Raw genomic sequence first — 26,525 nt, 5'->3', positions numbered from 1 at the left:
GCGGCGTGCGGCGCCGTGTCGGCAAGCGGCGGCCTTGTCGGGGGCGGGCGCCGACGCCGCGGCCTTGACGGCGTGCCGAGGCGGCGGCAGGGGGCCCGCATGACCGATGCGCCGCTCGATCCGCACAACGCCCCTTTCCACGACCTGATCGGCCTGGAACTGATCGAGTGGCGAGACGGCTTCGCGCGGGTCGCCTGCGCGACCGGCCCGCAGCACGCCAACCGCTCCGGGATCACGCATGGCGGGGTGATGCTGTCGCTGATCGACCAGGCGGCGGCCTATGCGGGGCTGTGGTGCAGCGTGCCCGGCAACATCCGCCGCGCCGTCACGCTCGACCTCGATTGTCGCTTCACCGGGCAGGTGGCCGCCGGCGCGCGGCTGGTCGCGGAAGGTCGCGTGGCCACACGCGGGCGCAACATCTTCTTCTGCCGGACCGAGGTGTTCGACGCGGCCGGCACGCTGGTCGCCTTCGGCGCGAGCACGCATCGCTGGCGCGCCGGCAGCGAAGGCGTGGAGGGTCAGCCGCCCGGCGCGGGCTGACGCGACGGGCCGCGCCACAGCGCCCGGCACAGCGCCAGCACCGGGGCCGCACTCGCGGCCGGCAGGCCCGCCGCTTCCCAGCCCGGCGGGATGGCGGGCAGCACCGCCCCCGCCGCGAGCGGCCACAGCCTTGCGCCAAGCCGCGCGACCAGCGCCGCATCGGCCATCGTCCGTCCCAGCGCCGCGGCCTCGATCTCGTCCGCGGCAAGGCCGAGCGCGCCGCGCACCGCATCCCCGATCGGGGTCAGCGCGCTACGCGGGATCTCGATCGGGGCACGGGTCCAGGCCTCCGGCGCGACCAGCGCCGGCTCCAGCGGCACCGCCAGAAGCCGCGTGAAGCGCATCGGCCGGTCGGGCCGCAGGTCCTTCAGCCGCGGGCGCGCCGCCGCCAGCAGCGCATCCGCCGCGCCGCGCGCCTGCAGCGAGTCGAGCAGGCCGACGATGCGGCCGAGCTTCTCGGGCGGCGCCGCGGCCAGGGCTGCGCCGATGTCGCGATCCGGCTCAGGCTGCATCGCGGCAGCATGCGCCCGGCCGGTGGATGAAGGGTTAGCGCCCGCGGAAGACCGGCTTGCGCTTCTCGAGGAAGGCGCGCGTGGCCTCCCGGAAGTCCTCGGTGTAGGCGAAGTCGCTGACGGCGGCGAGCTCGGCCTCGGTCAGCGGCAGGGGGCCGCGCAGGCGCTGCAGCATTGCCTTGTGATAGCGGTTGGACAGCGGCGCGCCTTGCGCGATGCGCTTCGCCAGCGCCATCGCCTCGGCCTTCACCTCCTCGTCCGGCACCAGGCGGGTGAGCAGGCCTTTCTGGAAGGCCTCCTCGCCGGTGAAGACGCGGCCCTCGATCAGCAGCTCGCAGGTCACGGCGTAGCCGACCGACTGCAGCAGCGGGTCGAGCTCGCCCGGATGGTAGAAGATCGAGAGGTTGCGCGCCGGGATGCCCATGCGCGTGGCCGGGCCGCCGACGCGGAAATCCGACATCGTCGCGATGCCGCAGCCGCCGCCCATGGTCCAGCCGCGGCAGGCGGCCACCACCGGGTGCACGCAGCGCCGGATGGACTGGAAGGAGCGCGAGATCTCGCGCCCGTACACCGCCTCGCGTTCCGGCGTGCCGCGCTCCTGCTCGAAGGCGCCGATGTCCGCCCCGGCGCTGAAGGCCTCCTCGCCCGAGCCCTGGATCAGCACGCAGCGGACCGTCCCGTCGGCCGAGGCGGCTTCCATCGCCTCCGCCAGCGCGATCCACATGGGAAGGTCCAGCGCGTTGCGCTTGGCGGGGCGGTCGATCGTGACGACGGCGATCTCGCCGTCGCGGTCGGAACGGATCATCGGGTGCGGCATGCCGAGCGTGTTACCCGAGAGGCGCGCCCGCCGCCAGAACCCGGCGGCGCGAAGCCGGTCGGTGATGACGCCCCGACGGCGCGAAACCCGCCCCAGGCCGGAACCACGCCGCCGCCCCGCCGTTGCGCAGTGCGACACGCAGGAGGGACGAGGATGGTCCAGACGCGCACCGACCAGGAAGCCCGGGACAAGGTCTGGGAATTGATTCGCGAGGTGAAGGTCGCGATGCTGGTGACAAACGACCAGGGCGGCCAACTCCGCGGCCGGCCGATGCGCGCGGTGGAGGCGAAGGATTTCACCGGCACGCTCTGGTTCTTCACCACCCGACACAGTCCGAAGGCCGAGGAGATCGCGCAGGACTCGCATGTGCTGCTGGCGTATGCGGATCCGTCGGCGCAGAACTATGTCTCGGTCTCCGGCACGGCGCAGGTGCTGCGCGACCCGGCGAAGCAGAAGGAGCTCTGGTCGGAGCCGCTGCGCACCTGGTTCCCCGGCGGCCCGGAGGACCCGGAAGCGGCACTGCTGAAGGTGGAGGTGGAGGGCGCGGAATACTGGGATTCGCCCTCTTCCAGCTTCGTGCACGCCTATGGCTACGTGAAGTCGCGCTTGAGCGGCGAGCCGCCGCAGATCGGCGAGAACGACAAGGTGGCGTTCAAGCGGCCGGCTTAGCAGACCAGCGCGTCAGTCGTCGTCGTCGGGGATGTTCAGCAGCGCGCCGCAGGCCTTGCAGTGCACCGCGTCCGGCTCGTGCCGGCCGAGGCCGCAGGCCTGGCAGCGGAACCGCACCTTGTTCGGACGGAACAGCGCCTGGGCGAGGCGCAGGAACAGCGTCACGCCCGCCAGCATGATCACCACGGAGATCAGCCGCCCTGTGGTGCCGGGCAGGGTGATGTCGCCGAAGCCCGTGGTGGTCAGCGCTGTGACGGTGAAATAGAGCGCATCCGCCCAGTTGCTGATGTCCGGGTTCCGCCAGTGCTGCGTGGCATGCACGATGCCCGTCATCACCACGATGAAGACCAGCAGGTCCGCCGCGGCGACGAAGGCGTCCTGGTTGCGGCGGAACACCGGCAGGTCGTGGCGCAGATGCGCCACAAGCCGCGCCGAGCGCAGCAGCCGCAGCGTGCGCAGGCTGCGCAGGAAGCCCCAGCCTGCGAAGAAGGGCGCCAGCAGGAAGGACACCACGGCGATCAGATCGGCGATGCCCGCCGGGTGCAGCAACTCCCTCCTCGCGGCCGGGGAGTCGCGCAGGCGGATGATCAGCTCCGCCGCCAGCACAAGGCCGAAGGCGATGTCGATCGCGAACACGACCGCGTTCTTCGGCAGGAAGGATTCGGCGATGACCCAGGCCAGCGCCGCCAGGTCGAGCGCGAGCAGCGCATAGGCGGCACGCGCGCCGGGGCGGCCGCCGGCGCCGAAGAAGCCGCCGAGGCCGCGCTCCTCCACCGGTTCAGCGCGCCAGGCTACCGCGAGGGCTTCGGCGGCGTCGTCGCGTAGTCGTAGAAGCCCTTGCCGGACTTCCGGCCGAGCCAGCCGGCCTCGACATAGGTGCGCAGCAGCGGCGCCGGGCGGTACTTGGAATCGCCGAGCCCCGCCTGCATCACCTCCATGACCGCCAGGCACACATCCAGCCCGACGAAGTCGCCGAGCTCGAGCGGGCCCATCGGGTGGTTGCAGCCGAGCTTCATGCCGGCGTCGATCGACACCACGTCGCCCACGCCTTCCTGCAGCGCGAAGACCGCCTCGTTGATCATCGGCACGAGGATGCGGTTGACGATGAAGGCCGGGTAGTCGGCGGCATAGGCCACCGTCTTGCCCATCCGCTCCGCCAGGGCGGCCACCGTCCGCACCGTCGCGTCCTCGGTCGCGAGGCCGCGGATCACCTCGACCAGCTTCATCATCGGCACGGGGTTGAAGAAATGCATGCCCACGAAGCGGCCCGGCCGGTCGGTCGCCGCGGCGAGCCGCGTGATGGGGATGGAGGAGGTGTTGGTGGCGATCAGCGCATCCGCCTTCAGATGCGGCGCGAGGGTGGCGAAGATCTTGCGCTTGATGTCCTCGCGCTCGGTCGCGGCCTCGATCACCAGGTCGCATTCCGCGAAGGCGGCGTAGTCGGTGGTGGAAGCGATGCGCGCCAGCGCCGCGTCCTTGTCGGCGGCGGAGAGCGTGCCCTTCTGAACCTGGCGGTCCATGTTCTTCGTGATGGTGCCGCGCGCCTTCGCCAGCGCCTCCTCCGCCACGTCGAGCATGACGACCGAAAGGCCGGATTGCGCGGCGACATGGGCGATGCCGTTGCCCATCTGGCCCGCGCCGATGACGCCGAGTTTTTCGATGCCGGGCATGAGTGCCTTCCTCTCGGCGGACAAGGGCGCGCGGCCCCCACCCGCCCTCGCTTCGCTCGGGCACCCTCCCCCGCAGGCGGGAGAGGGAATGTCTGCGCCGGATCCCCCTGCCCCGATCACCGGGGAGGGTCGGGGCGAAATCCGCGCGCTACTTCTTGTCCAGCTCGGTCTCGAGCTCCGGGATCACCTTGAAGACGTCGCCGACCAGGCCGTAGTCGGCCACCTGGAAGATCGGCGCCTCCTCGTCCTTGTTCACGGCGACGATCACCTTGCTGTCCTTCATCCCCGCCAGGTGCTGGATCGCGCCGGAGATGCCGAAGGCGATGTAGAGCTCGGGCGCCACGATCTTGCCGGTCTGGCCGACCTGCATGTCGTTCGGCGCATAGCCGGCATCCACCGCCGCGCGGGACGCGCCGATCGCCGCACCCAGGCGGTCCGCGACCCCTTCGAGGATCTTGAAGTTGTCGGACGAGCCCATCGCGCGCCCGCCCGAGACGACCACGCGCGCGGCCGTCAGCTCCGGCCGCTCCAGCTTGGCGATCTCCGCGCCCACGAAACGGGAGACGCCCGGATCGGCCGCCGACGGCGCGTCCTCGATCGCGGCGGAGCCGCCCTCGGCCGGCACCGGATCGAAGCTCGCCGCGCGCACCGTCAGCACCTTGGTCGCGTCGGAGGTCTTCACCGTTGCCAGCGCATTGCCGGCATAGATGAAGCGGCGGAAGGTGTCCGCACCCTCCACGCCCGCCACGTCGCTGATCACCTGCATGTCCAGCAGCGCCGCGACGCGGGGCATGATGTTCTTGCCCATCGCCGAGCCCGGCGCGAGCAGATGCGAATAGCCCGGCGCCATCGCGACGATCAGCGCGGACACCGGCTCGGCCAGCGCGGCCTCCACGCCCTCGCCCTTGGCGACGAGCACCTTGGCCACGCCGGGCAGCTTCGAAGCGGCCTCCGCACCTTCGGCGCCGAGCACCAGCAGGTGCACATCGCCGCCGATCTTCTGCGCGGCCGCGACGGCGCTGCGCGTCGGCTGTGAGACGGCCGACCCGCTGCGGTCGGCGAGAACGAGAACCGCCATCGTCAGATCACCTTCGCCTCGTTGCGGAGCTTCTGCACCAGCTCCTGCACGGACCCCACCTTCACGCCGGCCTGGCGCTTCGGCGGCTCCTCCACCTTCAGCACGGTCAGGCGCGGCGTCGCATCCACGCCGAGATCGCCCGGCTTCACCGTCTCGATCGGCTTCTTGCGCGCCTTCATGATGTTCGGCAGCGAGGCATAGCGCGGCTCGTTCAGGCGAAGATCCACGGTCACGATCGCGGGCAGGTTCAGCGCCACCGTCTCCAGCCCGCCATCCACCTCGCGCGTGACCTTCACGCCGCCATCGGCGAGTTCGACCTTGCTGGCGAAGGTGCCCTGGCCCCAGCCCATCAGCGCGGCCAGCATCTGGCCGGTGGCGTTCATGTCGTCGTCGATGGCCTGCTTGCCCATCAGCACGATCTGCGGCGATTCCTTCGCCACCAGCGCCTTCAGGATCTTGGCCACGGCGAGGGGTTCGACCGTGCCATCATGCTCGACCAGGATGCCGCGGTCGGCGCCCATCGCCAGCGCGGTGCGGATCTGCTCGGCCGCGGCGGCGGGCCCGACGGAGACGGCGACGATCTCGGTCGCCGCGCCCTTCTCCTTCAGGCGCACGGCTTCCTCGACCGCGATCTCGTCGAAGGGGTTCATGGACATCTTGACGTTCGCCGTCTCGACGCCGGTGCCGTCGGATTTCACCCGCACCTTCACGTTGTAGTCCACCACCCGCTTCACGGGGACGAGGATCTTCATCGGTCAACGGATCCCTTGGTCATGCGCGCAGGATATGCCGGCGCACCGGGCCTGCCGCCGGCCGCCGGCGCGGCCGCGAAACGGGCCGGACCATAGTTGCCGGAACCCGGCCGGGCAAGGCGGGCACGGCGGCTTCCCCTCAGCCCCGCATCACGAGGAGGAGCAGCAGGAAGAGGATGACGGTGAGGAACTGCAGGCCGACACGCCATCGCATCAGCATGTTGGACCGCGCGCCGCCGCCCTGCTCGCTGCGCGCCAGACCGGCCATGCCGGCGAACATCACGCCGAGCGTGGCCAGCACCGAGACCACGACCAGCACCTTGAGGACCGTCACCATGCGGCCAAGATGGCAGGTCCGGCCGGCACGGCAACCCGCCTGACCTATCGGCGGGGCGCTGTCGCGATGGCCAGGGCGCCGCCCAGCGCGGTGACCACGCAGAGCAGGAAGCCAGCGGCATAGCCCCCGGTCAGGGCGACCAGGCCGGTGAAGGCAGGCGGGGCCACCAGCATCGTCACCCCGAAGGCGAAGGACAACGCCGAGGTGGCCGCCCCGACCTGGCCGGGCGGGGCGATCCGGGCGGCCTCGGCCAGCATCACGCCGTTCCAGCCGACGGCCGAGGCCCCCATCACGATGCCGGCCAGCACCACCGGCAGCACCGGCCAGCCCGGGCCCGCGGCCGCCAGAACCAGCCCGGCCGCCGCCGCCAGCACGCCGCAGGCCACCAGCACCGCCCGCGCCCCGCCCCGGTCCGCGATCAGCGCCCAGCCGACCCGGCCCAGCACCCCCGCGGCCTGCGCCACCGCCAGGCGCAGCCCGGCCTCGGGCAGCGGCGTCGCAAGCGTGCCGACCTGGTAGGCGACGAAGAAGGTCAGGAAGCAGAACTGCGCCACCCCATAGCAGCAGGACATCACGGTCAGCCGCCGCAGCAGCGCATCGTGCCGCAGCATGCCGACAGCGCCCGTCGCCTCACGCGCGACGGCCCGAAGGCCGGCGGCGCCCGCGCGCGGGTCGCGCTCCGCATCCAGCGCGGCGCGGAGCGGCTGCAGCGCGGCGGCCACCAGGAAGGCGGTCAGCGCCATCGTCAGCACGCCCGCCCGCCAGCCGCCCAGCACCGCAGCCGCGGGCGCCACGGCGGCGACCATCATGGCGCCTGCCGGCACGCCGGCCTGCTTCAGGCTGAACACCAGCGCCCGGCGGCGCGGCGGGGTGCGCGCGGCAATGACATGGCTGCTCGCCGGCGTCACCGGCCCATGCCCCATGCCGGCCGCGAAGGCCGAGAGCGCCAGCGCCCAGGGCGCGCCAAGCGTCGCAAGCATGAGGCCGCAGCCCACCACCACGAGGCCGACCTGCAGCACCCGGATGCCGCCATGCCGCCGCACCAGGGGGCCGGTCAGCGGCGCCGTGACCAGGGCGCCGGCATAGGCCAGCGCGGTATGCAGGCCGGCGAGGCTGGCCGGCAGGCCGGTCTCGGCGCCGATCGCCGGCGCCAGCACGGGCACCGTCAGGAAGGCGCCCATGCCCGCCAGGTGCACCGCGAGCAGTGCCAACATCAATGTGAAGAGGGAGGGGCCGCCGGCTTGCACGGCGCTGATCCTGTGGCCGGGCCTGTTGCGCTGCAACCGGCGTGCCGCACGCCAGGGTTGACCGGGCCGGAGGGGCGCGGTTCACCCCCGCGTTGATGGTCCTGTCCCGACTCCTCCTCCTGCTCTGCCTGGTCACGATGCCTGCGCTGGGCCCGGCACGCGCCCAGGCGCCCGCCACGCCGGCCGCGGCGCCCGCGGCGCCCGCGGGCGAGATCCAACGGCTGATCGAGGTGCTGCGCGACGATGCGCGGCGCGCCGAGTTCCTGCGCGCGCTGGAGGCGGCGCAGCGGGCCAGCCCGGCCGCCGCAGCGCCCGCCGCTGCCGCGCCTGCGGCCACCGCCCCGGCCTCCGCCGCGCCTGCCGCGGCCAATGGGACGCCGGCCGCCGCCCCGGCAGCCGCCGAGGGCGCTGCCGCGGCACCGGCCGCGACAGAGGTCACGATCCTCGCGCCCAACACGCTCGGCGCGCAGCTGCTCATGGGCGCCTCGCAACGCCTGCAGGCGCTGTCGGAAAGCGTGCTCGCCGCCGCGCAGGCCCTGACCGACGTGCAGGGCGTCGCCGTCTGGGCCGCCGGCATCGTGCGCGACCCGGTGACGCAGACGCGGGTGCTGGACGCCGCCTGGAAGCTTGCGCTGCTGTTCAGCCTCGCGCTGCTGGCGGAGTGGATCACCGCGCGCGCGCTGCGGCGCTGGTCCGACCGGCTGGACGCGATGGCGCCGGAGCGCGGCAATGTCTGGACCTGGATGCGCCGTGTCCCGCTGGTGCTCGGCCGCTTCGTTCTGGACCTGATCCCCGTGGCGGCCTTCGCGGTCGTCTCCTACGGCCTGATCGGCTTCGTCCGTCCGCTGCCGACGACCGAGCTCGTGCTGCTGACCGCGAACAACGCCTATATCGCGCTGCGCGCGGTGATGGCCGGATCGCGGATGCTGTTCTCTCCGGCCTCCGCGCATCTGCGCCTGGTGCAGGTGGGCGACGAGACATCGGCCTACATCAACATCTGGATCCGCCGGATCGTGGTTGTGGCGCTGTTCGGCTACGCCGTGGCCGAGGCCGGCCTGCTCTTCGGCCTGCCCTGGAGCGCCTATGACGCGATCCTGCGCATCTCGCTGCTGATCGTCTCGATCCTGCTGGTCATCGTGATCCTGCAGAACCGCCACCAGGTGGCGGATGCCCTGCGCGCCAAGCCCCTGCCGGAAGGGGAGACGGCGGACCGCACGCGGCTGCTGTTCCGCGCGCTGCGCAACCGGCTCGCCGAGATCTGGCACCTGCTGGCCATCCTCTGGCTGTTCGCGCTCTGGGGCGTCTGGGCGCTCGAGATCCGCGACGGCTTCGAGCGCCTGCTGCGCGGCTCGGCGCTGACCCTCGTCATCTTCGGCCTCGCCAAGCTGGCGGATGTGCTGATGCGCCGCATCGTCACGCGCGGCTTCCGCATCGGGCCCGACCTCGCGCGCCGCTACCCGGGGCTGGAGGCGCGGGCGAACCGCTACCTGCCGGTGCTCAAGGGCTTCGCCAGCGCGCTGATCGGCTGCGTCACGCTGTTGTTCCTGATGGAAGCCTGGGGCTTCGACGCCTTCGCCTGGTTCGGGCGCGGGCAGCTCGGCGCGCGGCTGCTCGCCTCGCTCGTCTCGATGGCGCTGACGATCGTGGTCGCGGTTGCGATCTGGGAATTCTCCAACGCCGCGATCCAGCGCCACCTCACGAAGCTCTCGCGGGACGCGCAGGCGGCGCGCAGTGCCCGCGTGCGCACCCTGCTGCCGATGCTGCGCACCGTGCTGTCGGCCAGCATCATCATCTTCGTCGCGCTCAACATCCTGACGGAGATCGGCGTGAACGTCGCGCCGCTGATCGCCGGCGCCGGCGTGATCGGCCTCGCGATCGGCTTCGGTTCGCAGACGCTGGTGCGGGACGTGATCACCGGCATCTTCCTGCTGTTCGAGGACGCGGTGGCGGTGGGCGACGTCGTGCAGCTCTCCGGCCTGTCGGGCGTGGTGGAGCAGCTCTCCATCCGCTCGATCAAGCTGCGCGCCATGGATGGCAGCGTGCACATCATCCCGTTCAGCGCCGTGACCACTGTGACCAACATGACGCGGGACTTCGGCTTCGCCGTGCTCGATGTCAGCGTCGCCTATGGCGAGGACACCGACCGCGTCGGCGAGGTGCTGCGCGAGATCGCCGCCGAGATCCGCACCGATGCGAAGCTCGGCCCGCAGATCCGCGACGACCTGGAGATCCTGGGCGTCGAGCGGCTGGCGGATTCCGGCGTGGTGATCCGCGCGCGCGTGAAGACCGATCCCTCGGCACGCTGGAGCGTCGGGCGCGAGTTCAACCGGCGGATCAAGCAGCGCTTCGACAAGCTCGGCATCGAGATCCCCTACCCGCACCAGAAGCTCGTCATCACCGGCGGGGGGAAGCACCCGGCGGAGGAGGACTTCCCCGAAGCCGCGCCGGGCGCTAAAACGGCGTCGTGACGCACCTCCGGATCCTCACGGGACGAATTAGCGGCCCGGCCGCCTGAGACGCAGCGCCCCTCGGGGCGCGGGCGCGCGCGGCCGGGTGCCCGCCAGTCCCCCCCCCCGATCCGGAGTTTTCCGAAAATGTCCGCAGAGTTCGAGGAGCCGCTGGTCGCGGCCCGCTTCACCGTCACGGCCGAGGTCTCGCCCGGCCTGCTCTCCCGCGTGCTGGAACCCTTCGCCAAGCGCGACCTGATCCCCGACGCGGTGCGCGCTACGCGCGACGGCGCGGCGATGCGCGCGGAGGTGTCGCTCACCGCCATGCCGCTCGGCATGGTGCATCTCGTCGCCGGCAATCTCGGCCAGATCATCGGCGTGCGCCGCGTGGAGGCGATGGAAGGCCGCGTGGTCCGCCTCGCCGCCTGAGCACGACCGCGGTCACACCAAGCGGCGTCACGCCAAGGTGACGCGGCGCTAGCCGCCGCAAAGGCGCTAGGCTCCCGGCCAGGCAACCGGGAGCCGCCGATGCCGTGGGATGCCTTCCCGAGCGCGCTCGACCTCGCGCGCTTCCAGTTCGCCTTCACCGTCGTCTGGCACTTCCTGTTCCCGGCCTTCACGATCGGCCTCGCCTCCTTCCTCGCGGTGCTGGAGGGGCTTTGGCTCGCCACCGGGCGCGCAGTCTTCATCGAGACCTACAAGTGGTGGCTCCGCATCTTCGCCGTCGCGTTCGCGATGGGCGTCGTCTCCGGCATCGTGATGTCCTACCAGTTCGGCACCAACTGGTCGGTCTTCACCGACCGCGCCGCGCCCTCCATCGGGCCGCTGCTGGGCTACGAGGTGCTGACCGCCTTCTTCCTCGAGGCCGGCTTCCTCGGCGTGATGCTGTTCGGGCTGAACCGCGTGGGGAAGGCGCTGCATTTCGTCGCCACCTGCTCCGTCGCCTTCGGCACGCTGCTCTCCACCTTCTGGATCATCGCGGCGAATTCCTGGATGCACACGCCCGCCGGCTTCGAGATCAGCCCGGAGGGGCTGTTCCTGCCGGTGGACTGGTGGGCGCTCATCTTCAACCCGTCCTTCCCCTATCGCTTCGGCCATGTCGTGCTGGCCGCCTACCTGACCACCGCCTTCATCGTCGGCGCGGTCGGCGCCGCGCACCTGCTGCGGGATGCGGCGAATGCGCATGCGCGACTGATGTTCTCCATGGCGATGTGGATGGCGCTGCTCGTCGCGCCCGCGCAGGTGGTGATGGGCGACCTGCACGGGCTGAACACGCTGGAACACCAGCCGGCGAAGGTCGCGGCCATGGAAGGCCATTGGGAGGAACGCCGCCCGATGGCGCCGCTGATCCTCTTCGCCCTGCCGAACATGGCGGAGGAGCGCAATGACCTGGAACTCGCCATCCCGGGACTCGGCAGCCTGATCCTCGGCCATGACTGGGAGGCGGAGATCGTGGGGCTCAAGGCCTTCGCGCCCTCCGTCCGGCCAACCAACGTGCCGCTGGTGTTCTGGTCCTTCCGGGTGATGGTGGCGATCGGGCTGCTGATGGCGGCCCTCGGCATCGCCGCCTTCGTGCTGCGCCTGCGCGGCCGGCTCTACGGCACGCCCTGGCTGCATCGCTGGGCCGTGGCGATGGGGCCGTCGGGCCTGATCGCCGTGACGGCCGGCTGGATCGTGACGGAGGCGGGACGGCAACCCTACACGGTCTATGGCTACCTGCGCACGGCGGACAGCGTCTCGCCCATCGCAGCGCCGGCGGTCGCGACCTCGCTGGCGATGTTCGTCGTCGTCTATTTCGTCGTCTTCGGCGCCGGCATCTGGCTGATCCTGCGCCTGATGGGCGCGCCGCCGCATCCGGCGCAGGAAGGCCCGGCCGAGGGCGCGCCGATCCGCACCGCCGGCATCACGCCCGCCCCGTCACTGCCCGAAGGGCGCATCACCCAGCCCGGTCCCGCGGAGTAGCCGGCATGGAGCAGCTCGACCTTCCCCTGATCTGGGCGCTGCTGCTGGCCACCGCGGTGTTCCTCTATATCGCGATGGACGGCTTCGACCTCGGCGTCGGCATCCTGTTCCCGCGCCTAGCGCGCGGCGAGCAGCGCGACACGGCGGTGAACTCCATCGCGCCAGTGTGGGACGGCAACGAGACCTGGCTGATCCTGGGCGGCGGCGGGCTGCTCGCGGTGTTCCCGCTGGCCTACGCCATCGTCATGCCCGCGCTCTACATGCCGCTGATCGTCATGCTGCTGGCGCTGATCTTCCGCGGCGTCGCCTTCGAGATGCGCTTCCGGCAGGAGACGGAGACAGGCAAGCGCGCCTGGGACAACGGCTTCTGGCTGGGCAGCACCGTCGCCGCCTTCTGCCAGGGCGTCGTGCTCGGCGCCTTCGTGCAGGGCATCGCGGTGGAAGGCCGCGGCTATGCCGGCGGCTGGTGGGACTGGCTGACGCCCTTCTCCGTGCTGACCGGCGTCGCGCTGGTCGCCGGCTACGGCCTGCTCGGCGCCACCTGGCTGGTGTGGAAGACGGAAGGCGCGCTGCAGGAGGTGGCGCGGCGGCAGGCGCGCTGGCTGACGCTCGTGACGCTCGGCTTCATGGCGGCGGTCAGCCTGATCATGCCCTTCCTCGAGCCCACCTTCGCGCAGCGCTGGTTCCGCGCGCCGGCGCTCTTCATCGCCTGGATCGTGCCGGTGCTGGTGGTGGTGCTGACAGTGATCCTGTTCCGCGCGCTGGCCGCGCCGCCGATCCCGGGCAAGCGCACCAGCCTGTTGTGGCGCGACGCAATTCCCTTCGGCTGCACGCTCGGGCTGTTCCTGCTCGGCTATGCGGGCCTTGGCATCAGCCTCTGGCCGATGATCGTGCCGGGCGCGCTGACGATCTGGCAGGCCGCCGCGCCGCCCGCGACGCAGGCCTTCCTGCTGGTGGGCGCGGCGGTGCTGGTGCCGGTGATCCTGGTCTACACCGGCTTCGTCTACTGGCTCTTCCGCGGCAAGGTGCGGCCTGGCGAGGGATACCACCACTGAGGTGAAGCGCCTCGCCTGGTTCATCGGCCTGTGGCTCGCCGGCGTTTTCAGCCTGAGTGCGATCGCGCTGCTGCTGCGCGCCGCGCTCGGCCTGTGACGTTGAATCGCGGACATGCCGGGGCCATCTGCCGCGCATGTCCTACCTCCTCGCGATCCTGGTTCCGCCGCTGGCGATCCTGTTGCAGGGGCGCCCCTTCCAGGCGGTGTTCAACGGGCTGCTCTGGCTGGGCGGCCTTCTCTTCATCCTGCTGCCCTTCGTGGCGGGGCAGGCGGCCTGGCTCGTCGCCGTCGTCTGGGCGGTGGCGGTGGTCTACAACCGCCGCCAGGAAGCGCGCGACCGTCGCCTGGTCGAGGACGCGCTTCGCCGGCAGCAGCGCGTCTAGCCGAGCTTCGGCCGCGTCTTCACCACGGCGGGGCGCGCGTTCATCGTCTCCCACCAGGCCGACAGCTTCGGCTTGGCGGCGAAGGCGGCGCCGCCCTCCTTTGTCATGCGCAGATATTCCACGACCGGCAGCAGATGAAGGTCGGCGAGGCTGACGCTGCCGCCGCAGAGCAGGTCGCCCGCCGCGAGGCCCTCGAGCACGTCCAGCACCTGCCGCGTGACCTTGAGGCCCTCGGCGGCGATCTCGGCATTCGGCGTGCCGCCCTGCATCGGCACGATCGCCTCCTGCCAGAACAGCTTGCCGACGATCGCTGCGTAGCCGTAGCTGTCCACGACGCTGCAGATCTGCGTCATCCGCGCGCGCGCCTTCACATCGCTTGGCTGCAGCGCGGGGCCGGGGAAGGCCTCGTCCACGTAGCGCGTGATGGCGAGCGTCTCGAACAGGGTGAAGCCGTCATGCTCGAAGGCCGGCACCTTGCCCCAGGGATGGCGCGCAAGGTGCTCCGGCGCATGACCCTTGCCGGTCAGGATGTCCACCTCGTTGAGCTCATAGGCGACGCCCTTCTCCTCCAGCGCGAGGCGGGCGGTGCGGGCATAGGTGGAATAGCCGGGGCCGTGCAGGATGACGGGCATGACGGTCGCTCCTCCGTGGTGGTTGACCCGGAGACTATAGGAAGCCCACCGGGTCCACATCCACCTGCACGCGCACGCTGTTCGGCAGTTCCACGCGATGCAGCCAGTCGCGCAGCAGCGGCTGTACCGGCACGTCGCGCCGCGCCTTCAACAGCAGGCGCCGCCGATGCCGGCCGCGCAGCAGCGCGAGCGGCGCGGGCGCCGGGCCCAGTACCTCCACGCCCTCGGCGCGCGGCGCTGAAAGCCCGAGGTCGCGCGCGGCACGGTCCGCCTCCCGCTCATCCTCGGAACTGACGATCAGCGCGGCGAGCCGGCCGAAGGGCGGCCAATGGCCCGGGCGGCGGCCCGCCGCCTCCTCCGCCATGAAGGCGGCGACGTCGCCGGAGACCAGCGCGCGCATCACGGGATGGTCCGGCGAGAAGGTCTGCAGCAGCACCTTGCCCGGCGCTTCGGCGCGCCCGGCGCGGCCCGACACCTGGTGCAGCAGTTGCAGCGTGCGCTCCGCCGCGCGCAAATCGCCGCCGGCGAGGCCAAGATCGGCATCCACCACGCCGACCAGCGTGAGATGCGGGAAGTGCCAGCCCTTGGCGACGATCTGCGTGCCGATGATCAGGTCCACCTGCCGCGTCGCGATCGCCTCCGCCGCCGCCGCCGCCGCCGCGGGGCCGGGGATGGTGTCGCTTGCCATCACGATGCGCCGCGCATCGGGGAAGAGCTGCTGCACCTCCTCCAGCACGCGCTCCACACCGGGGCCGACCGGGGTCAGGCTGCCCAGCGCCTTGCATTCCGGGCACTGCGCCGGGATCGGCTCGGCGTGGCCGCAATGGTGGCATTGCAGGCGCCGCTGCGCGCGATGCTCCACCAGCCAGGCGGTGCAGTTCGGGCAGCGCATGCGATGGCCGCAGGACCGGCACAGCGTCAGCGGCGCATAGCCGCGACGGTTCAGGAACAGCATCGCCTGCTCGCCGCGCGCCAGCGTGTCCTTCACCGCCTCGATCAAGGGCGGCGAGAGGAAGCGCCCGCGCTCCGGCGGGTCCTTGCGCAGGTCGATCGCCTCCACCGCCGGCAGGCCGGCGCTGCCGTGGCGCTCCGCCAGGTGCAGGTGGTCGTAGCGCCCGGTCTCCGCATTGGTCAGCGTCTCGAGCGAGGGCGTGGCGGAGACCAGCACGCAGGCGGCGGCGGCGAAGCGCGCGCGCACCACGGCCATGTCGCGCGCGTGGTAGATCACGCCCTCCTCCTGCTTGAAGGCGGTCTCGTGCTCCTCGTCCACCACGACCAGGCCGAGATCGGGATAGGGCAGGAACAGCGCGGACCGCGCCCCGACCAGCACCGGCGCCGCGCCTTCCGCCACGGCGCGCCAGGTGTCGCGCCGCGTGCGGGACGACAGCTCCGAATGCCACAGCGCCGGATCCACCCCGAAGCGTCGCCGGAAGCGCTCCAGCCATTGCGCGCTCAAGGCAATCTCCGGCAGCAGCACCAGCGCCTGGCGTCCCTGCCGGAGGCATTCCGCGACGGCGTCCAGATACACCTCGGTCTTGCCGGAGCCGGTGACGCCGGTCAGCAGCGTCACGCCGAACTGTCCCGACATCACCTTGGCGCGCAGCGCCTCGGCCGCGGCCGCCTGATCGGGGCCGAGCGTCGGGCCGGGATGCTCCGGGTCGGGCAGCGGGAAGGCGGCGCCCCGCGGCAGCAGGCCCGGCACAAGCAGCCCGGCGTCGGCCAGGCCCCGCACCACCCCCGCGGAGACGCCCGCCGCCTCCGCCAGGTCGGTGCCGGAGCGCACCTCGCCCGGCTGCAGGTGGTCCAGCACGCGCTGCCGGGCGGGGGTGAGCCGGACTCCCTCCCGCAGCGCCTCCGGCGCCAATTGCCAGCCGGCCTTCTGCGGCGCGGGTTCCAGCGCGGCGGGGGCACTCATCGCCATCCGCAGCACGGCCCCGGGCGGGGTGATGGTGTAGGCGGCGACCCAGTCCACGAAGCGGCGCAGGCTCTCGCGCATCGGCGGCGCGTCCAGCACGCCCCGGACGTCCTTCAGCCGCCGGGCAGGCAGCAACGGATCGGGCTCGCCATCCCAGGCGACGCCCACCACCTCCCGTCCGCCGAGCGGCACCACCACGAAGCTGCCAGGCCGCGCCTGCAACCCGGGGGGCAGCCGGTAGTCATAGGCACCCGCCGTCAGCGGCAGGGGCAGCAGAACGCGAATCCGTGGCGCGGCGGCAACGCCCGATGGTTGGTTCGGTGGCGGCGACTTCCGCCTGGGCTCATGCATCCTGTATGTTTGCTCTCAGTTCATGTGCAGACCGCAATCCCATCCAGGGTGCGCGTTCCAGGGACAATATAGGATGAAATTCTTCGTGGACACCGCCGAGGTGTCCGAGATCCGCGCCCTGGCCGAGGCCGGCCTGGTTGACGGCGTCACCACCAACCCGAGCCTCATCGCCAAGTCGGGTCGCAAGATGGCCGAGGTGATCGCGGAGATCTGCGCCATCACCCCGGGCCCCGTCAGCGCCGAGGTCACCGCCACCGACTTCGAGACGATGCTGGTCGAGGGTCGGTACCTGCGCGGCATCGCCGCCAACGTCGCCGTGAAGGTGCCGCTGACGGAGGCGGGGCTCCGCACCTGCCGCGCGCTTGCGAACGAGGGCACGCCGGTGAACGTGACGCTCTGCTTCTCGGCGGCGCAGGCGCTGCTGGCGGCGAAGGCGGGCGCGGCGTTCATTTCCCCCTTCGTCGGCCGGCTCGACGACATCTCGACCGACGGGATGGGGCTGATCGCCGACATCGTGCAGATCTACCGCAACTACCCGCATCTGAAGACCGAGGTGCTGGTCGCCTCCGTCCGCCACCCGATGCATCTGGTGCAGGCGGCGAAGATGGGCGCGCATGTCGCGACCCTTCCGCCGGCGGTGATCCGCCAGCTGCTCAAGCACCCGCTGACCGACAGCGGCCTTTCGGCCTTCCTCGCCGACTGGAAGAAGACGGGGCAGTCCATCCTGTGAGCAACGCGGCCGCGCCGATCCTCGACCACGATCCGATGGCCGAGGAGGTCGCGGCCTTCCTCGTTGCGAACCCCGATTTCCTGGCGCGACGCCCGGAACTCTACCGGGCCCTCACGCCGCCGAAGCGGGTCCATGGCGAGAATCTCGCCGATCACATGGCCGCGATGGTCGCCGCCGAGCGCGCCCGGCTGCGCGCACTGGAAGCCGAGATGCAGGCGGCGGTCGCCGATGGCCGGGCAGGCACCGGCCTGGTGCTGCGCGTGCGCCTCGCCGTGCTGGCGCTGATGCGCGCGCGCGACGTGCCCGACACCATCGCCCATGAATGGCCGCCGCTGCTGCGGGTGGAAAGCTGCGCCCTGCTGGCCGAAGCGCCCGCGGCGCGGGCCGTGATCAACGGCCGTGCCGAGACGGCCCTGCCCCGCCACGGCGTGCGCATCCTGCCGCCGGGCGCCGTGGCGCGGCTGATCGGCCCGGGGCGCGACGCGCTCGTGCGCAGCGAGGTGACGGAGCGCGACCTGCTGCATGCGGAAGCCGCGCCGCTGGTGGTGCGCGACGCCCTGGTGAAGGTGCCGCTCTGGTGCGGCACGCCCTGCCTGCTCGCCCTCGGCGCCCGCGAGTCGGTCGCGTTGCCGGCCCGGCAGTCCGCGCAGACCCTCGCCTTCCTCGGCCGCGCCGTCGCCGCCGCGCTCGCCAGGTGATGGACGGCACCGCCGCCGTCGCGGAATGGCTCGACCTCCTCGCGCGCGAACGCCGCGCGAGCGACAACACCATCGAAGCCTACCGGGGCGACCTCGGCTTCTTCCTCGGTTTCCTCACGCGGCACCTGGGCGAGGAGCCGGACCGCGCCGCGCTCGGCGCGCTGCGCCCCGCCGAGTTGCGCGCCTTCCTGGCCGACCGTGCGCGCGAAGGCGATTCCAACGCCACGCGGGCGCGCCGCCTCGCCGCGATCCGCGGCTTCCTGCGCCATCTCGCGCGGCGGCATGGCGGCGACACCGCCGCGCTGGCCGGGCTGCGCGGCCCGCGTGCCAAGGCGCCGGTCCCGCGCGCGCTGACGCCCGAGGCAGCGAAGGAAGTGGCACGCGACATCGGCCTGGTGCACGACCCGGAGCGCGCGATGCATCCCGCGATGCAGTCGGCGCGCGACGTCGCGCTGTTCACCCTGCTCTATGGCTGCGGCCTCCGCATCGCGGAGGCGCTGGCCCTCGATGTGCGCGACGCGCCGCGACCGGGCGCGGAAGGCGGTCTGCGTGTGCGCGGCAAGGGCGGCAAGGAGCGCCTGGTGCCGGTGCTGCCGGCGGTGCGCCAGGCGATCGCCGCCTGGCTGGCGCAGCATCCCGATCCGGCGCCGGACCAGCCCCTGTTCCTCGGCGCCCGCGGCGCCAGGCTGGACCCGGCCGTGGCGCAGCGGTCGCTGCGGCAGTTCCGCCGCCTCGCCGGCCTGCCGGAACACGCGACGCCGCATGCGCTGCGGCATTCCTTCGCGACGCATCTGCTCGGCGGCGGCGCAGACCTTCGGGCGATCCAGGAATTGCTGGGCCACGCCAGCCTCTCCACCACGCAGCGCTACACCAGGGTGGACGCGGCCGCGCTGCTGCAGACCTGGCGCCAGGCACATCCGCGCGCCGACTGACCCGGCCCTTCGTTCCGAAATCGGACGAAACTTCGGCCGCGCGGCGGCCGGATGCCCGCCGCGCCGCATTTTCCGTGCGTACGTGGCCGTTTCACCAGTTGCGGCGGCCCTTGCGCTCTCCTATCGAGAGTCCGCGCCCTGCAGGACTCGGGGCGGTGCCGGCGCCCCGCCGGCCATCCGGTCCGGGCGTGCAACCATGGATGAGGAAACCAGATGGCAAAGCAGGCGAGCAGCAAGGGCGCGGCACCCAAGGCAGCTCCGGCGGCCAAGGCCAAGGCCGCCGCTCCCAGCACGGTGACGGTGAAGCAGATCGCGGCGGAACTGGCCGAGAAGCACGACATGCCGAAGCGGCAGGTCGAGGCGATCGTGAACGACCTCGGTGACGCCTTCGCGGCGCACCTCAAGAAGGGCAACAAGATCCGCTATTCGGGGATCGGCGTGCTCGAGGTCCGCTCCCGCGCGGCGCGCACCGGCCGCAACCCCGCGACCGGCGCCGAGATCCAGATCCCGGCCTCCAAGAAGATCGCCTTCCGCCCCGCCAAGGAGCTGAAGGAAGCCATCTGAGGGCCTTCCCCCTCCCCCGCTTGCGGGGGGTTCGACGCATCGCGTCGGACGCCGAAGTAAGGGGCAGCCTGCTGCCCCTTACCCAGGCTGGTCGGGGGCAGCGCGGCGGCTGAGGCCCGCCTCAGCCGCGCCCGCGCCGAAGCGCCGCCAGTGCCTCCTGGCGCAGCGGCTCCGGCAATCCCTGCACCGTCCCGGCCAGGCCGCGCAGCGCGGCGCGCAGGCCGTGCAGCTGGTCCAGAAGGTCCAGCACCACCTCGATCCCCGCCTCGTTGACGCCGAGATCCTCGCGCAGGTCGCGGATCAGGCAGGCCCGCGCGAGATCGAGCTCCGTCCAGCCCCCTTCCTCCCGCCGCAGGATCCAGCCCTCTGCCACCCAGGCCTCGACCAGCGCCGGATCGAGGCGGGCACGGCGCAGCGCATCGTCGCCGTCCTCCATGCTCAGCCCTCCATCCCGGCGCGCGGCTGCTGCGCCTTCCCCGCCTGCCATCGTGCCGCGAACTCCTCGAGCTCGGGATCGGGCCGGTCGGGCAACACCAGGCGCAGCGTGACATAGGCATCGCCGCGGCTGCCATCGGCGCGGGGCACGCCGCGGCCCTTCAACCGCAGCACGGTGCCGGTGTTCGATCCCTTCGGCACGTTCACCATCACGGCGCCGGCCGGCGTCGGCACCTCGATCCTTCCGCCCAGCACCGCCTCCGGCAGCGTGACCGGCAGGTCGAGCAGGATGTCGTCGCCCTTGCGGCTGTAGTGCCGGTGCTCGCCGACCTGCACCTCCACCAGCAGGTCGCCGGCCGGGCCGCCGCCGAAGCCGGGCGCCCCCTTGCCGCGCAGCCGCAGCACCTGGCCGTCGCGCGTGCCGGGCGGCACCGTCACGTCCACCGTCTCGCCTTCCAGCAGCGTCACGCGCTTCTTCGCGCCGTTCACCGCCTCGAGGAAATCGAGCGAGAGCCGGCCATGCAGGTCGGCGCCGCGCATGCGGATGCCGGCGCCGCCGCGCGCGCCGCCACGGCCGGCGCGCCGGCCGAAAAGTTCCGAAAGAATCTCGTCGGCATCCGCCATGTCGGCGAAGCCGGCATCGGAGGCATAGCCCTGCGGCCCGCCTGCTTCTGCGAAGTCGCGGTAGTAGCGCTGCTGAGGCTTCTCCTGGCCCGAGGCGTCGATCTCGCCGCGGTCGAAGCGGGCGCGCTTCTCGGGGTCGGAGAGCAGGTCGTTCGCCGCCGCGATGCGCTTGAACGCCTCCTCCGCGGCCTTGTCGCCGGGATTGAGGTCGGGGTGGTGCTTGCGCGCCAGCTTGCGGTAGGCGCGCCGGATCTCGTCCTGCGACGCGTCCCGCTTCACGCCGAGCGCGGCGTAGGGGTCGTCGGTCATCTCCACATCCTCGCGGGGAGCAACATGGAAGGGTGCGGGCCCCGCATGGGCACCCGCGGTTCACCCCGGATGTGGGCGCCGGACGCCGCGCCAACAAGGCCCGCGGTCAGTGTGCGGGGGCGGCGAGCAAGAGCCGATTGAGCTTCTCCATCGTGCGCGAGAGCGCGGCGCGGTCGCGCGCCGCCTGCTCGGCCGAGGCGCCGGCCGCCACGACCTCCGCGGTGATCTCGCCCCAGCTGCGCCGGCCGTCCACGCGCTGCAGGAAGGCGCCGGCCAGCCGCGGCAACGGCACCATCGCGCGCAACCCGTCCCAGGTCACCGGCACCACGCCATCCGGCCGAAGGCCCTTGGCCAGGCTCGGCCCGTCCAGCTCGCGCAGCACCGGCACCGCCGCGTCGTCCTCCCAGGCCGGCGTAAGCACCGGGTCCTCGGCGCGGACGCAATAGGCGATGTGGATGCCCATGTTGCCGCAGATCGCCTCGGCCAGCGCCGCGCGCTGCAGCGGGTCGAGCTCCGCCGTGCGGGCGCGCAGGCGGGGATCGGCCAGCCAGGTGTCGGGATCGTAGCGCAGCGGCTCCACCAGGCAGGCGATGCGCAGGCCGGCGCCGGCGATCAGCGCGGCGAGCTGCGGCACGGTGAAGGCCACGTCGCGCGGGTTCAGCAGCAGGTCGTAGAGGCCCGCATCGCCGCCCTTGATGTGGTCCTCGATCCAGGGGTTCCGGCGCAGCCAGGCGGTCTCCGGCACCTGCTTCCAAAGCCGCTTCGCCACCTCCACGCGCGCGGGCGGCGGCTGGTCGGGCGGGGCGAGCAGGCGCAGCGCGTCCTGCAGCATGTAGACGCCGGTGCGGCCATGCGGCGCATAGACCATGAGCCCGATCCCGCCCCCCGGCGCCAGCACCGAGACCAGCGCGGCGAGACCCGCAGCCGGGTCGGGCATGTGGTGCAGCACGCCACAGCAATCCACATAGTCGAAGGGCCCGAGGCCCGATCCCGGCAGCTCCAGGATCGAGCCTTCCTCGAAGGCGATGTTGTCGAGGCCCCGCGCCGCCGCCCGGGCGCTGGCCACCTTGCGCGCATGGGCCGAGCGGTCGAGCCAGGTGACGCGGCCGGGCCGCCCGAGCCAGGCCAGCTGCTGCGCCAGCATGATCGTGCCGTCGCCCGATCCGCCCCCGGCCATCAGCGCGTCCAGCGGGCGGGAGGCCGGGCGCCGGGCGCCGAAGATCCAGTGGTCCACCTCCCGCAGGTGGGAGGGGCTGCCCACCACCAGCCGCTTCGCCTCGTCCCGCGGGTCGCGGGCGGGGTAGGGATAGGCTTCGTATTGCGCGGCGAGCTGGAGGTCGGTGCGGTCGGCCATCGGCGGCCTGCATAGGCGCGCCGCGCCCATCGCGGAAGGCGCGAGGTTGTCCCCCCGGACCTCGCGCCGTATCTAGCCGGCATGCTCCGCCGCCGTTCCCTCGCCGTTCCGGCCGCCGCCGCCGCGTTGCTCCTCGCCCTTCCCGCCGCCGCCCAGCAGAGGCAGGCGCCCGCGCGGCTCGGCGCCTTCCAGAACTGGACGGCCGCGACGCATCAGGAGAGCGGGCGCAAGGTCTGCTACGCCTTCACCCGCGCCATGCGCAGCGAGGGCGCGCCGCCGAACCGCGGCCCGGTCACCCTGACCGTGACGCATCGCCCGGGCGGGCGCGACCAGGTGGCGGTCTCGGTCGGGTTCGCCCTGGCGCGCGGCGCCGAATCCGCGCTGGCGGTCGGCACGCAGGAATACCGCTCCTACGGCGTCGTGCAGTCGAGCGCCTTCTTCCAGGACGGGGCGGAGCTGATCGCCGCCTTCAAGGCCGGACGGGAGGCGCTGACGCGCACCCCCGGGTCGCGCGGCAACGTGACCGACACCTTCTCGCTCAGCGGCTTCACCGCGGCGTATGAGGCGATCGGCCGTGAATGCCCGCCCCAGGCAAGGCCGGGCCGGTGAGCGCTTCTCCGGCGGCCGCCGACCTTACGCAGACCGAGCGGGAACGCATCCTGGCCAAGGCCGCGCTCTTCGCGCCGCCGGCGGCGACGCTGCCGGATGGCCGCCGCGACCTCGTCGGCCTCTCGCGCGCGGAGCTGGAAGCCGAGATGGTCGCGATCGGCGAAAAGCCCTTCCGCGCCCGCCAGCTCTGGCACTGGATCTACCACCAGGGCGTCACCGACTTCGCGCAGATGCCGACCATCGCCAAGCCGATGCAGGCGAAGCTCGCGGAGCGCTTCGTGGTCGGCCGGCCCGAGGTCGCGACCGAGCAGACCAGCGAGGACACAACGCGCAAGTGGCTGTTCCGTTTCCGCGACGGGCAGCAGGTGGAGACGGTCTACATCCCCGACCTCAACGAGGATCGCGGCGCGGTCTGCATCTCCACCCAGGTCGGCTGCACCCTCTCCTGCCGGTTCTGCCACACCGGCACGCAGAAGCTGGTACGCAACCTCGGCGCCGCGGAGATCGTCGGGCAGTTCATGGCCGCGCGCGACAGCTACGGCGAATGGCCGAGCCCGAAGGACGGCACGCCGCGGCTGCTGTCCAACATCGTCGTCATGGGCATGGGCGAGCCGCTCTACAACTACGAGAACACCGCCAAGGCGCTGAAGATCGTGATGGACCACGAGGGCCTCGCCCTCAGCCGCCGGCGCATCACGCTCTCCACCTCCGGCGTCGTGCCGATGATGGATCGCTGCGGCGCGGAGCTGAACGTGAACCTCGCCGTCTCGCTGCACGCCGTGACAGATGAGCTACGCGACGAGATCGTGCCGCTGAACCGGAAGTATCCGATCGAGGAGCTGATCGCCGCCTGCCGCCGCTATCCGGGTGCGAGCAATGCGCGGCGCATCACCTTCGAATACGTCATGCTGCGCGGCGTGAACGACAGCGAGGCGGAAGCGAAGGAACTGGTGCGGCTGATCAAGGGCATCCCGGCAAAGGTCAACCTGATCCCCTTCAACCCCTGGCCCGGCAGCCCGTATCTCACCAGCAAGCCCGAGCAGGTGCGGCGCTTCGCGGAGATCGTCGCGGCGGCAGGCTATTCCAGCCCGATCCGCCGCCCGCGCGGCCGCGACATCCTGGCCGCCTGCGGCCAGCTCAAGACGGAAAGCGAGCGCGCGCGCCGCAAGGCCGACGCCGCGTGAGCGGCACGGTCCAGGCCGTCGCCGCCAGCGCCATCCACGGCTTCTCGAAGCCCCGTCTGCCCAGCATCCGCCTGCTTTCCGGCCTCGGCGTGGCAGGCGACGCGCATGCGGGCGTCACGGTGAAGCACCGCTCGCGCGTCGCGCGCGATCCGTCGCAGCCCAATCTCCGACAGCTGCACCTGATCGCGGAGGAGACGCTGCAGGATCTCGCCGCCGCCGGTTTCCACGTCGCGCCCGGCGATCTCGGCGAGAACGTGACGACTCGCGGGCTCGACCTGCTGGCGCTGCCGCGCGGCGCGCGGCTGCATCTGGGCGCCGATGCGGTCGCGGAGGTGACGGGGCTGCGCAATCCCTGTCATCAGCTCGACGATTTCCGGCCGGGACTGATGCGCGCTTTGATCGGACGCGGCGCGGATGGCGAAGTGCTGCTCAAGGCCGGGATCATGGCCGTGGTGATCGCGGGCGGCGAGGTCGCGGCCGGCGATGCCATCGCGGTCGAACTGCCGCCCGAACCGCACGAACGCCTGCAGCGTGTCTGACCGCCAGCCCGCCATCTCGCCGCCCATCTGGCTGATGGCGATGGCGGCCTTCACCGTCGGCTGCGGCCTGCGCATCCTCGACCCGCTGCTGCCGATGCTCGCGGGCGAGTTCGGCGTCGGGCTCGGCGCGGTCGCGCCGCTGATCGCGGGCTTCGCCATGGCCTATGGCCTCGGCCAGTTCGCAGCCGGGCCGGTCGGCGATTCGCTCGGCAAGATGCGCGTCGCAGCGGTTGCGATGGCGCTCTACGCGGCCACCCTGCTCGGCGCGACGCTCGCGCCCGACCTCGTCGCGCTGCTGGCGATGCGCGTGCTGTCCGGCTTCTTCGCCGCGGCGACCATCCCGCTCTTCATGGCGCATATCGGCGACAGCGTGGCCTATGAGCATCGCCAGGCGACGATCGGGCGCTTCCTGACGGGCATGGTGATGGCGACGCTGCTGGCGGGCCCGATCTCCGGCATCGTCGCCGAATTCGCCGGCTGGCGCGCCTCGTTCCTCGTGCTCGGCGGCATCGGCGCGGCCATCGCGCTGCTCTTCATCCTGCTGCTCGGTCCCGGCTGGAAGCAGGGCGGGCGCGGCGGCCGCCCCGGCTTCGGCGGCTTCCTGCGCCTGCTGGAACGGCCCGCGGGGCGGCGACTGATGCTGGTGACGGCGCTGGACGGCATGCTGCTGTTCGGTGGCGCGGTGCCCTTCATCGCCTCGCTGCTGATCCAGCGCTTCGACCTTTCGGCCGCCGAGGCGGGGCTCGCCGTGGCGGGCTTCGGCCTCGGCGCCTTCGTCTACACGCGCAGCGCCGGCCGTCTCGTGAAGCGGCTCGGCGAGCGGGGCATGGTGCTGTGGGGCGGCCTCGGCCTCGGCGCCGCGCTCGCCGCCATGGCCCTCGCGCCCGCCTGGTGGGTGGTGGCGGGCGCGCAGGCGATGCTCGGGCTGCTGTTCTTCATGCTGCACGGCGTGCTGCAGGCGCGTGCGACGGAAGCGCTGCCGGAAGCGCGCGGCACGGCGGTAGCGGGCTTCGCGATGTCGCTCTTCCTCGGCCAGAGCCTCGGGGCGGTGGTGTTCGGCACCATCATCGCGGAAGCCGGCTTCACGCCGGGCTTCCTGCTGGCGGCCGCGGGCACCGTGGCCCTGGCGGTGGCGATCAACCGCTGGGTGCTGCCGAAGGGGTGATGCCGAGGCGCGCGAGCCGCGTCGCCTTCTTCGCATTCAGCCCGCGCTCCGGCATCACGCCGCGCGCCAAATCCGCCACCTGGCGCACCGTATCCATCGCCTGGTGCTCCGCCGCTTCAGGCGTCAGCCCGCCGATATGCGGCGTCGCCACGACATTCGCGCGCGCGGCGAGCGCCGGGTCCGGGCGCTGGTCGGGCGCGCTGCCGACATCCATCGCGAAGCCCGCGACATGCCCGCTGCCCAGCGCCGCCGCCAGCGCCGCCTCGTCCACCAGCTCGCCGCGCGAGAGATTCACCAGCAGCACGCCCCGCTTCATCGCGGCGAGCGAGGCCGCGTTGACGATGTGCCGCGTCGCGGGGATCGAGACCGCGAGCGGCATCACCACGTCGCTCTCGGCCCAGACGCGGTCCAGCGGCACGGATTCCACGCCCGCATCCTCGATCGGTGCGAAGGGGTCATGCGCGATGACGCTCATGCGCATCGCCAGCGCGACCGTGGCGATCCGCCGCGCGATGAGCCCATAGCCGACCAGCCCCAGCGTACGGCCTTCCAGCTGGCGGCCCATGCGCGGCTCCGGCAGGCGGCCGGCCTGGTAGGCCACCGTGTATTCGGAGACGTTGCGCGCGAGGTCCACCATCATGCCGATGGCGAGTTCCGACACGCTCGCGCCGAAGCCCGGCGTCGCCTGCGTCACCAGCACGCCCTGCGAGGACGCCGCCGCGATGTCGATCGTCGAGACATCCACGGCCACGCGGAGGAAGGCGACGAGGTCGGGCGCGTTGTCGAAGGTCTCCTTCGTGCCCGGCGTCGCGCGGTCCGCCACGATGGCCTGGCAACCCGCCGCCGCGCGCGCCAGCGCGAGGCCCGACAGCGGCGCCTCGCCGTCGTGCAGCACCACCTCCGCCACCTGGCGCAGCGCGGCGAGCGCGCGGTCTGGGTAGTAGTTCACGCGCATCTCGGGGGTGTGCGTCAGCAGCACGCGCATCTCGTTTCCTCCTCGGGGCCGGGCTAGCCT

30 protein-coding genes are annotated in these 26,525 nt (G+C 72.3%); 16 read left to right on the top strand and 14 right to left on the bottom strand.

The genetic code is table 11. From position 1 onward, the window contains the following. Positions 1-99: 99 nt before the first annotated feature. Positions 100-540 (top strand): PaaI family thioesterase, encoded by a 441-nt coding sequence (locus DFH01_RS06750; protein WP_109869561.1) that lies wholly within the window; start codon positions 100-102, stop codon positions 538-540. Here the strand turns inward: DFH01_RS06750 and DFH01_RS06745 are convergent. Continuing rightward, entirely contained in the window at positions 519-1,052 is a 534-nt protein-coding gene (locus tag DFH01_RS06745; protein ID WP_109869560.1) for a hypothetical protein, read from the bottom strand. The genes DFH01_RS06750 and DFH01_RS06745 overlap by 22 nt on opposite strands. A gap of 34 nt (positions 1,053-1,086) precedes the next feature. After that, the gene (locus DFH01_RS06740) at positions 1,087-1,857 is read right to left on the bottom strand and encodes an enoyl-CoA hydratase/isomerase family protein (RefSeq protein WP_233255990.1); all 771 of its coding nucleotides are present in this window, start codon (positions 1,855-1,857) and stop codon (positions 1,087-1,089) included. A 165-nt stretch (positions 1,858-2,022) separates the two neighbouring features. On the opposite strand from DFH01_RS06740, the gene DFH01_RS06735 reads away from it, so the two are divergent. Then, entirely contained in the window at positions 2,023-2,538 is a 516-nt protein-coding gene (locus DFH01_RS06735) for a pyridoxamine 5'-phosphate oxidase family protein (protein ID WP_109869558.1), read from the top strand. A gap of 12 nt (positions 2,539-2,550) precedes the next feature. On the opposite strand, the gene DFH01_RS06730 is transcribed toward DFH01_RS06735, so the two are convergent. From DFH01_RS06730 to DFH01_RS06705, 6 genes are all read right to left on the bottom strand, one after another. Next, complete coding sequence (locus tag DFH01_RS06730) at positions 2,551-3,312, bottom strand: potassium channel family protein (protein WP_109869557.1); 762 nt, start codon at positions 3,310-3,312, stop codon at positions 2,551-2,553. A gap of 17 nt (positions 3,313-3,329) precedes the next feature. Continuing rightward, positions 3,330-4,208, bottom strand: coding sequence for a 3-hydroxybutyryl-CoA dehydrogenase (locus DFH01_RS06725; protein ID WP_109869556.1), 879 nt, complete (start codon positions 4,206-4,208; stop codon positions 3,330-3,332). A gap of 148 nt (positions 4,209-4,356) precedes the next feature. After that, positions 4,357-5,286 (bottom strand): electron transfer flavoprotein subunit alpha/FixB family protein, encoded by a 930-nt coding sequence (locus tag DFH01_RS06720; RefSeq protein ID WP_109869555.1) that lies wholly within the window; start codon positions 5,284-5,286, stop codon positions 4,357-4,359. Positions 5,287-5,288: 2 nt separating this feature from the next. Continuing rightward, positions 5,289-6,038: an electron transfer flavoprotein subunit beta/FixA family protein gene (locus tag DFH01_RS06715; protein WP_109869554.1), complete on the bottom strand. Its 750-nt coding sequence runs from the start codon at positions 6,036-6,038 to the stop codon at positions 5,289-5,291. Positions 6,039-6,177: 139 nt separating this feature from the next. Further along, positions 6,178-6,375 (bottom strand): twin transmembrane helix small protein, encoded by a 198-nt coding sequence (locus DFH01_RS06710; protein ID WP_109869553.1) that lies wholly within the window; start codon positions 6,373-6,375, stop codon positions 6,178-6,180. Positions 6,376-6,419: 44 nt separating this feature from the next. Beyond that, on the bottom strand, positions 6,420-7,589 hold the full coding sequence (locus DFH01_RS06705; protein ID WP_158287636.1) for an MFS transporter: 1,170 nt from the start codon (positions 7,587-7,589) through the stop codon (positions 6,420-6,422). 128 nt (positions 7,590-7,717) lie between these two features. On the opposite strand from DFH01_RS06705, the gene DFH01_RS06700 reads away from it, so the two are divergent. From DFH01_RS06700 to DFH01_RS06675, 6 genes are all read left to right on the top strand, one after another. Then, complete coding sequence (locus DFH01_RS06700) at positions 7,718-10,090, top strand: mechanosensitive ion channel domain-containing protein (RefSeq protein ID WP_233255989.1); 2,373 nt, start codon at positions 7,718-7,720, stop codon at positions 10,088-10,090. A gap of 126 nt (positions 10,091-10,216) precedes the next feature. After that, entirely contained in the window at positions 10,217-10,498 is a 282-nt protein-coding gene (locus tag DFH01_RS06695) for an ACT-like domain-containing protein (protein WP_109869551.1), read from the top strand. 99 nt (positions 10,499-10,597) lie between these two features. Further along, entirely contained in the window at positions 10,598-12,031 is a 1,434-nt protein-coding gene (locus tag DFH01_RS06690; RefSeq protein WP_109869550.1) for a cytochrome ubiquinol oxidase subunit I, read from the top strand. Between the two features lie 5 nt (positions 12,032-12,036). Then, a complete protein-coding gene (gene cydB, locus DFH01_RS06685) occupies positions 12,037-13,086 on the top strand; it encodes a cytochrome d ubiquinol oxidase subunit II (RefSeq protein ID WP_109869549.1) in 1,050 nt (349 codons plus the stop codon). A 1-nt stretch (position 13,087) separates the two neighbouring features. Further along, positions 13,088-13,183, top strand: coding sequence for a DUF2474 family protein (locus tag DFH01_RS28965; RefSeq protein WP_269846217.1), 96 nt, complete (start codon positions 13,088-13,090; stop codon positions 13,181-13,183). 37 nt (positions 13,184-13,220) lie between these two features. Further along, on the top strand, positions 13,221-13,469 hold the full coding sequence (locus DFH01_RS06675) for a YqaE/Pmp3 family membrane protein (RefSeq protein ID WP_109869547.1): 249 nt from the start codon (positions 13,221-13,223) through the stop codon (positions 13,467-13,469). Here the strand turns inward: DFH01_RS06675 and DFH01_RS06670 are convergent. Both DFH01_RS06670 and DFH01_RS06665 read right to left on the bottom strand, forming a co-directional pair. After that, on the bottom strand, positions 13,466-14,101 hold the full coding sequence (locus DFH01_RS06670; RefSeq protein ID WP_158287635.1) for a glutathione S-transferase family protein: 636 nt from the start codon (positions 14,099-14,101) through the stop codon (positions 13,466-13,468). The two genes, DFH01_RS06675 and DFH01_RS06670, sit on opposite strands and share 4 nt — an antisense overlap. Before the next feature lie 34 nt (positions 14,102-14,135). Beyond that, complete coding sequence (locus tag DFH01_RS06665) at positions 14,136-16,367, bottom strand: primosomal protein N' (protein ID WP_109869545.1); 2,232 nt, start codon at positions 16,365-16,367, stop codon at positions 14,136-14,138. A gap of 73 nt (positions 16,368-16,440) precedes the next feature. On the opposite strand from DFH01_RS06665, the gene fsa reads away from it, so the two are divergent. The 4 genes from fsa to DFH01_RS06645 all read left to right on the top strand — a co-directional run bounded on the left by fsa (position 16,441) and on the right by DFH01_RS06645 (position 19,291). Next, on the top strand, positions 16,441-17,097 hold the full coding sequence (fsa, locus tag DFH01_RS06660; RefSeq protein WP_109869544.1) for a fructose-6-phosphate aldolase: 657 nt from the start codon (positions 16,441-16,443) through the stop codon (positions 17,095-17,097). Beyond that, positions 17,094-17,795, top strand: a complete 702-nt coding sequence (locus tag DFH01_RS06655) for a DUF484 family protein (protein ID WP_109869543.1) — start codon at positions 17,094-17,096, stop codon at positions 17,793-17,795. Before fsa ends, DFH01_RS06655 begins: the two co-directional genes overlap by 4 nt. Next, positions 17,795-18,727: a tyrosine recombinase XerC gene (locus tag DFH01_RS06650; protein ID WP_109869542.1), complete on the top strand. Its 933-nt coding sequence runs from the start codon at positions 17,795-17,797 to the stop codon at positions 18,725-18,727. The genes DFH01_RS06655 and DFH01_RS06650 overlap by 1 nt, the downstream gene beginning before the upstream one ends. A gap of 213 nt (positions 18,728-18,940) precedes the next feature. Next, positions 18,941-19,291: an HU family DNA-binding protein gene (locus DFH01_RS06645; protein WP_109869541.1), complete on the top strand. Its 351-nt coding sequence runs from the start codon at positions 18,941-18,943 to the stop codon at positions 19,289-19,291. Positions 19,292-19,412: 121 nt separating this feature from the next. On the opposite strand, the gene DFH01_RS06640 is transcribed toward DFH01_RS06645, so the two are convergent. The 3 genes from DFH01_RS06640 to DFH01_RS06630 form a co-directional block, all read right to left on the bottom strand. After that, complete coding sequence (locus DFH01_RS06640) at positions 19,413-19,727, bottom strand: chaperone modulator CbpM (RefSeq protein ID WP_109869540.1); 315 nt, start codon at positions 19,725-19,727, stop codon at positions 19,413-19,415. A 2-nt stretch (positions 19,728-19,729) separates the two neighbouring features. Further along, entirely contained in the window at positions 19,730-20,659 is a 930-nt protein-coding gene (locus DFH01_RS06635; protein ID WP_109869539.1) for a DnaJ C-terminal domain-containing protein, read from the bottom strand. A gap of 106 nt (positions 20,660-20,765) precedes the next feature. Next, positions 20,766-22,013, bottom strand: coding sequence for a class I SAM-dependent methyltransferase (locus DFH01_RS06630; RefSeq protein WP_109869538.1), 1,248 nt, complete (start codon positions 22,011-22,013; stop codon positions 20,766-20,768). Between the two features lie 81 nt (positions 22,014-22,094). On the opposite strand from DFH01_RS06630, the gene DFH01_RS06625 reads away from it, so the two are divergent. The 4 genes from DFH01_RS06625 to DFH01_RS06610 are packed head-to-tail and all read left to right on the top strand — an operon-like array spanning position 22,095 to position 25,510. Continuing rightward, entirely contained in the window at positions 22,095-22,622 is a 528-nt protein-coding gene (locus DFH01_RS06625) for an invasion associated locus B family protein (protein WP_109869537.1), read from the top strand. After that, complete coding sequence (gene rlmN / locus DFH01_RS06620) at positions 22,619-23,806, top strand: dual-specificity RNA methyltransferase RlmN (RefSeq protein ID WP_408609179.1); 1,188 nt, start codon at positions 22,619-22,621, stop codon at positions 23,804-23,806. The genes DFH01_RS06625 and rlmN overlap by 4 nt, the downstream gene beginning before the upstream one ends. Then, a complete protein-coding gene (locus DFH01_RS06615; protein ID WP_109869535.1) occupies positions 23,803-24,345 on the top strand; it encodes an MOSC domain-containing protein in 543 nt (180 codons plus the stop codon). Before rlmN ends, DFH01_RS06615 begins: the two co-directional genes overlap by 4 nt. Next, positions 24,338-25,510, top strand: coding sequence for an MFS transporter (locus DFH01_RS06610; RefSeq protein WP_158287634.1), 1,173 nt, complete (start codon positions 24,338-24,340; stop codon positions 25,508-25,510). The genes DFH01_RS06615 and DFH01_RS06610 overlap by 8 nt, the downstream gene beginning before the upstream one ends. On the opposite strand, the gene DFH01_RS06605 is transcribed toward DFH01_RS06610, so the two are convergent. Further along, entirely contained in the window at positions 25,482-26,495 is a 1,014-nt protein-coding gene (locus DFH01_RS06605; protein ID WP_109869533.1) for an NAD(P)-dependent oxidoreductase, read from the bottom strand. The genes DFH01_RS06610 and DFH01_RS06605 overlap by 29 nt on opposite strands. Between the last annotated feature and the right edge of the window lie 30 nt (positions 26,496-26,525).

Origin of the sequence: Falsiroseomonas bella (assembly GCF_003173615.1) — a bacterium.
Classification (GTDB): domain Bacteria; phylum Pseudomonadota; class Alphaproteobacteria; order Acetobacterales; family Acetobacteraceae; genus Falsiroseomonas; species Falsiroseomonas bella.
This window is presented reverse-complemented; position numbering and strand designations above follow the sequence as displayed.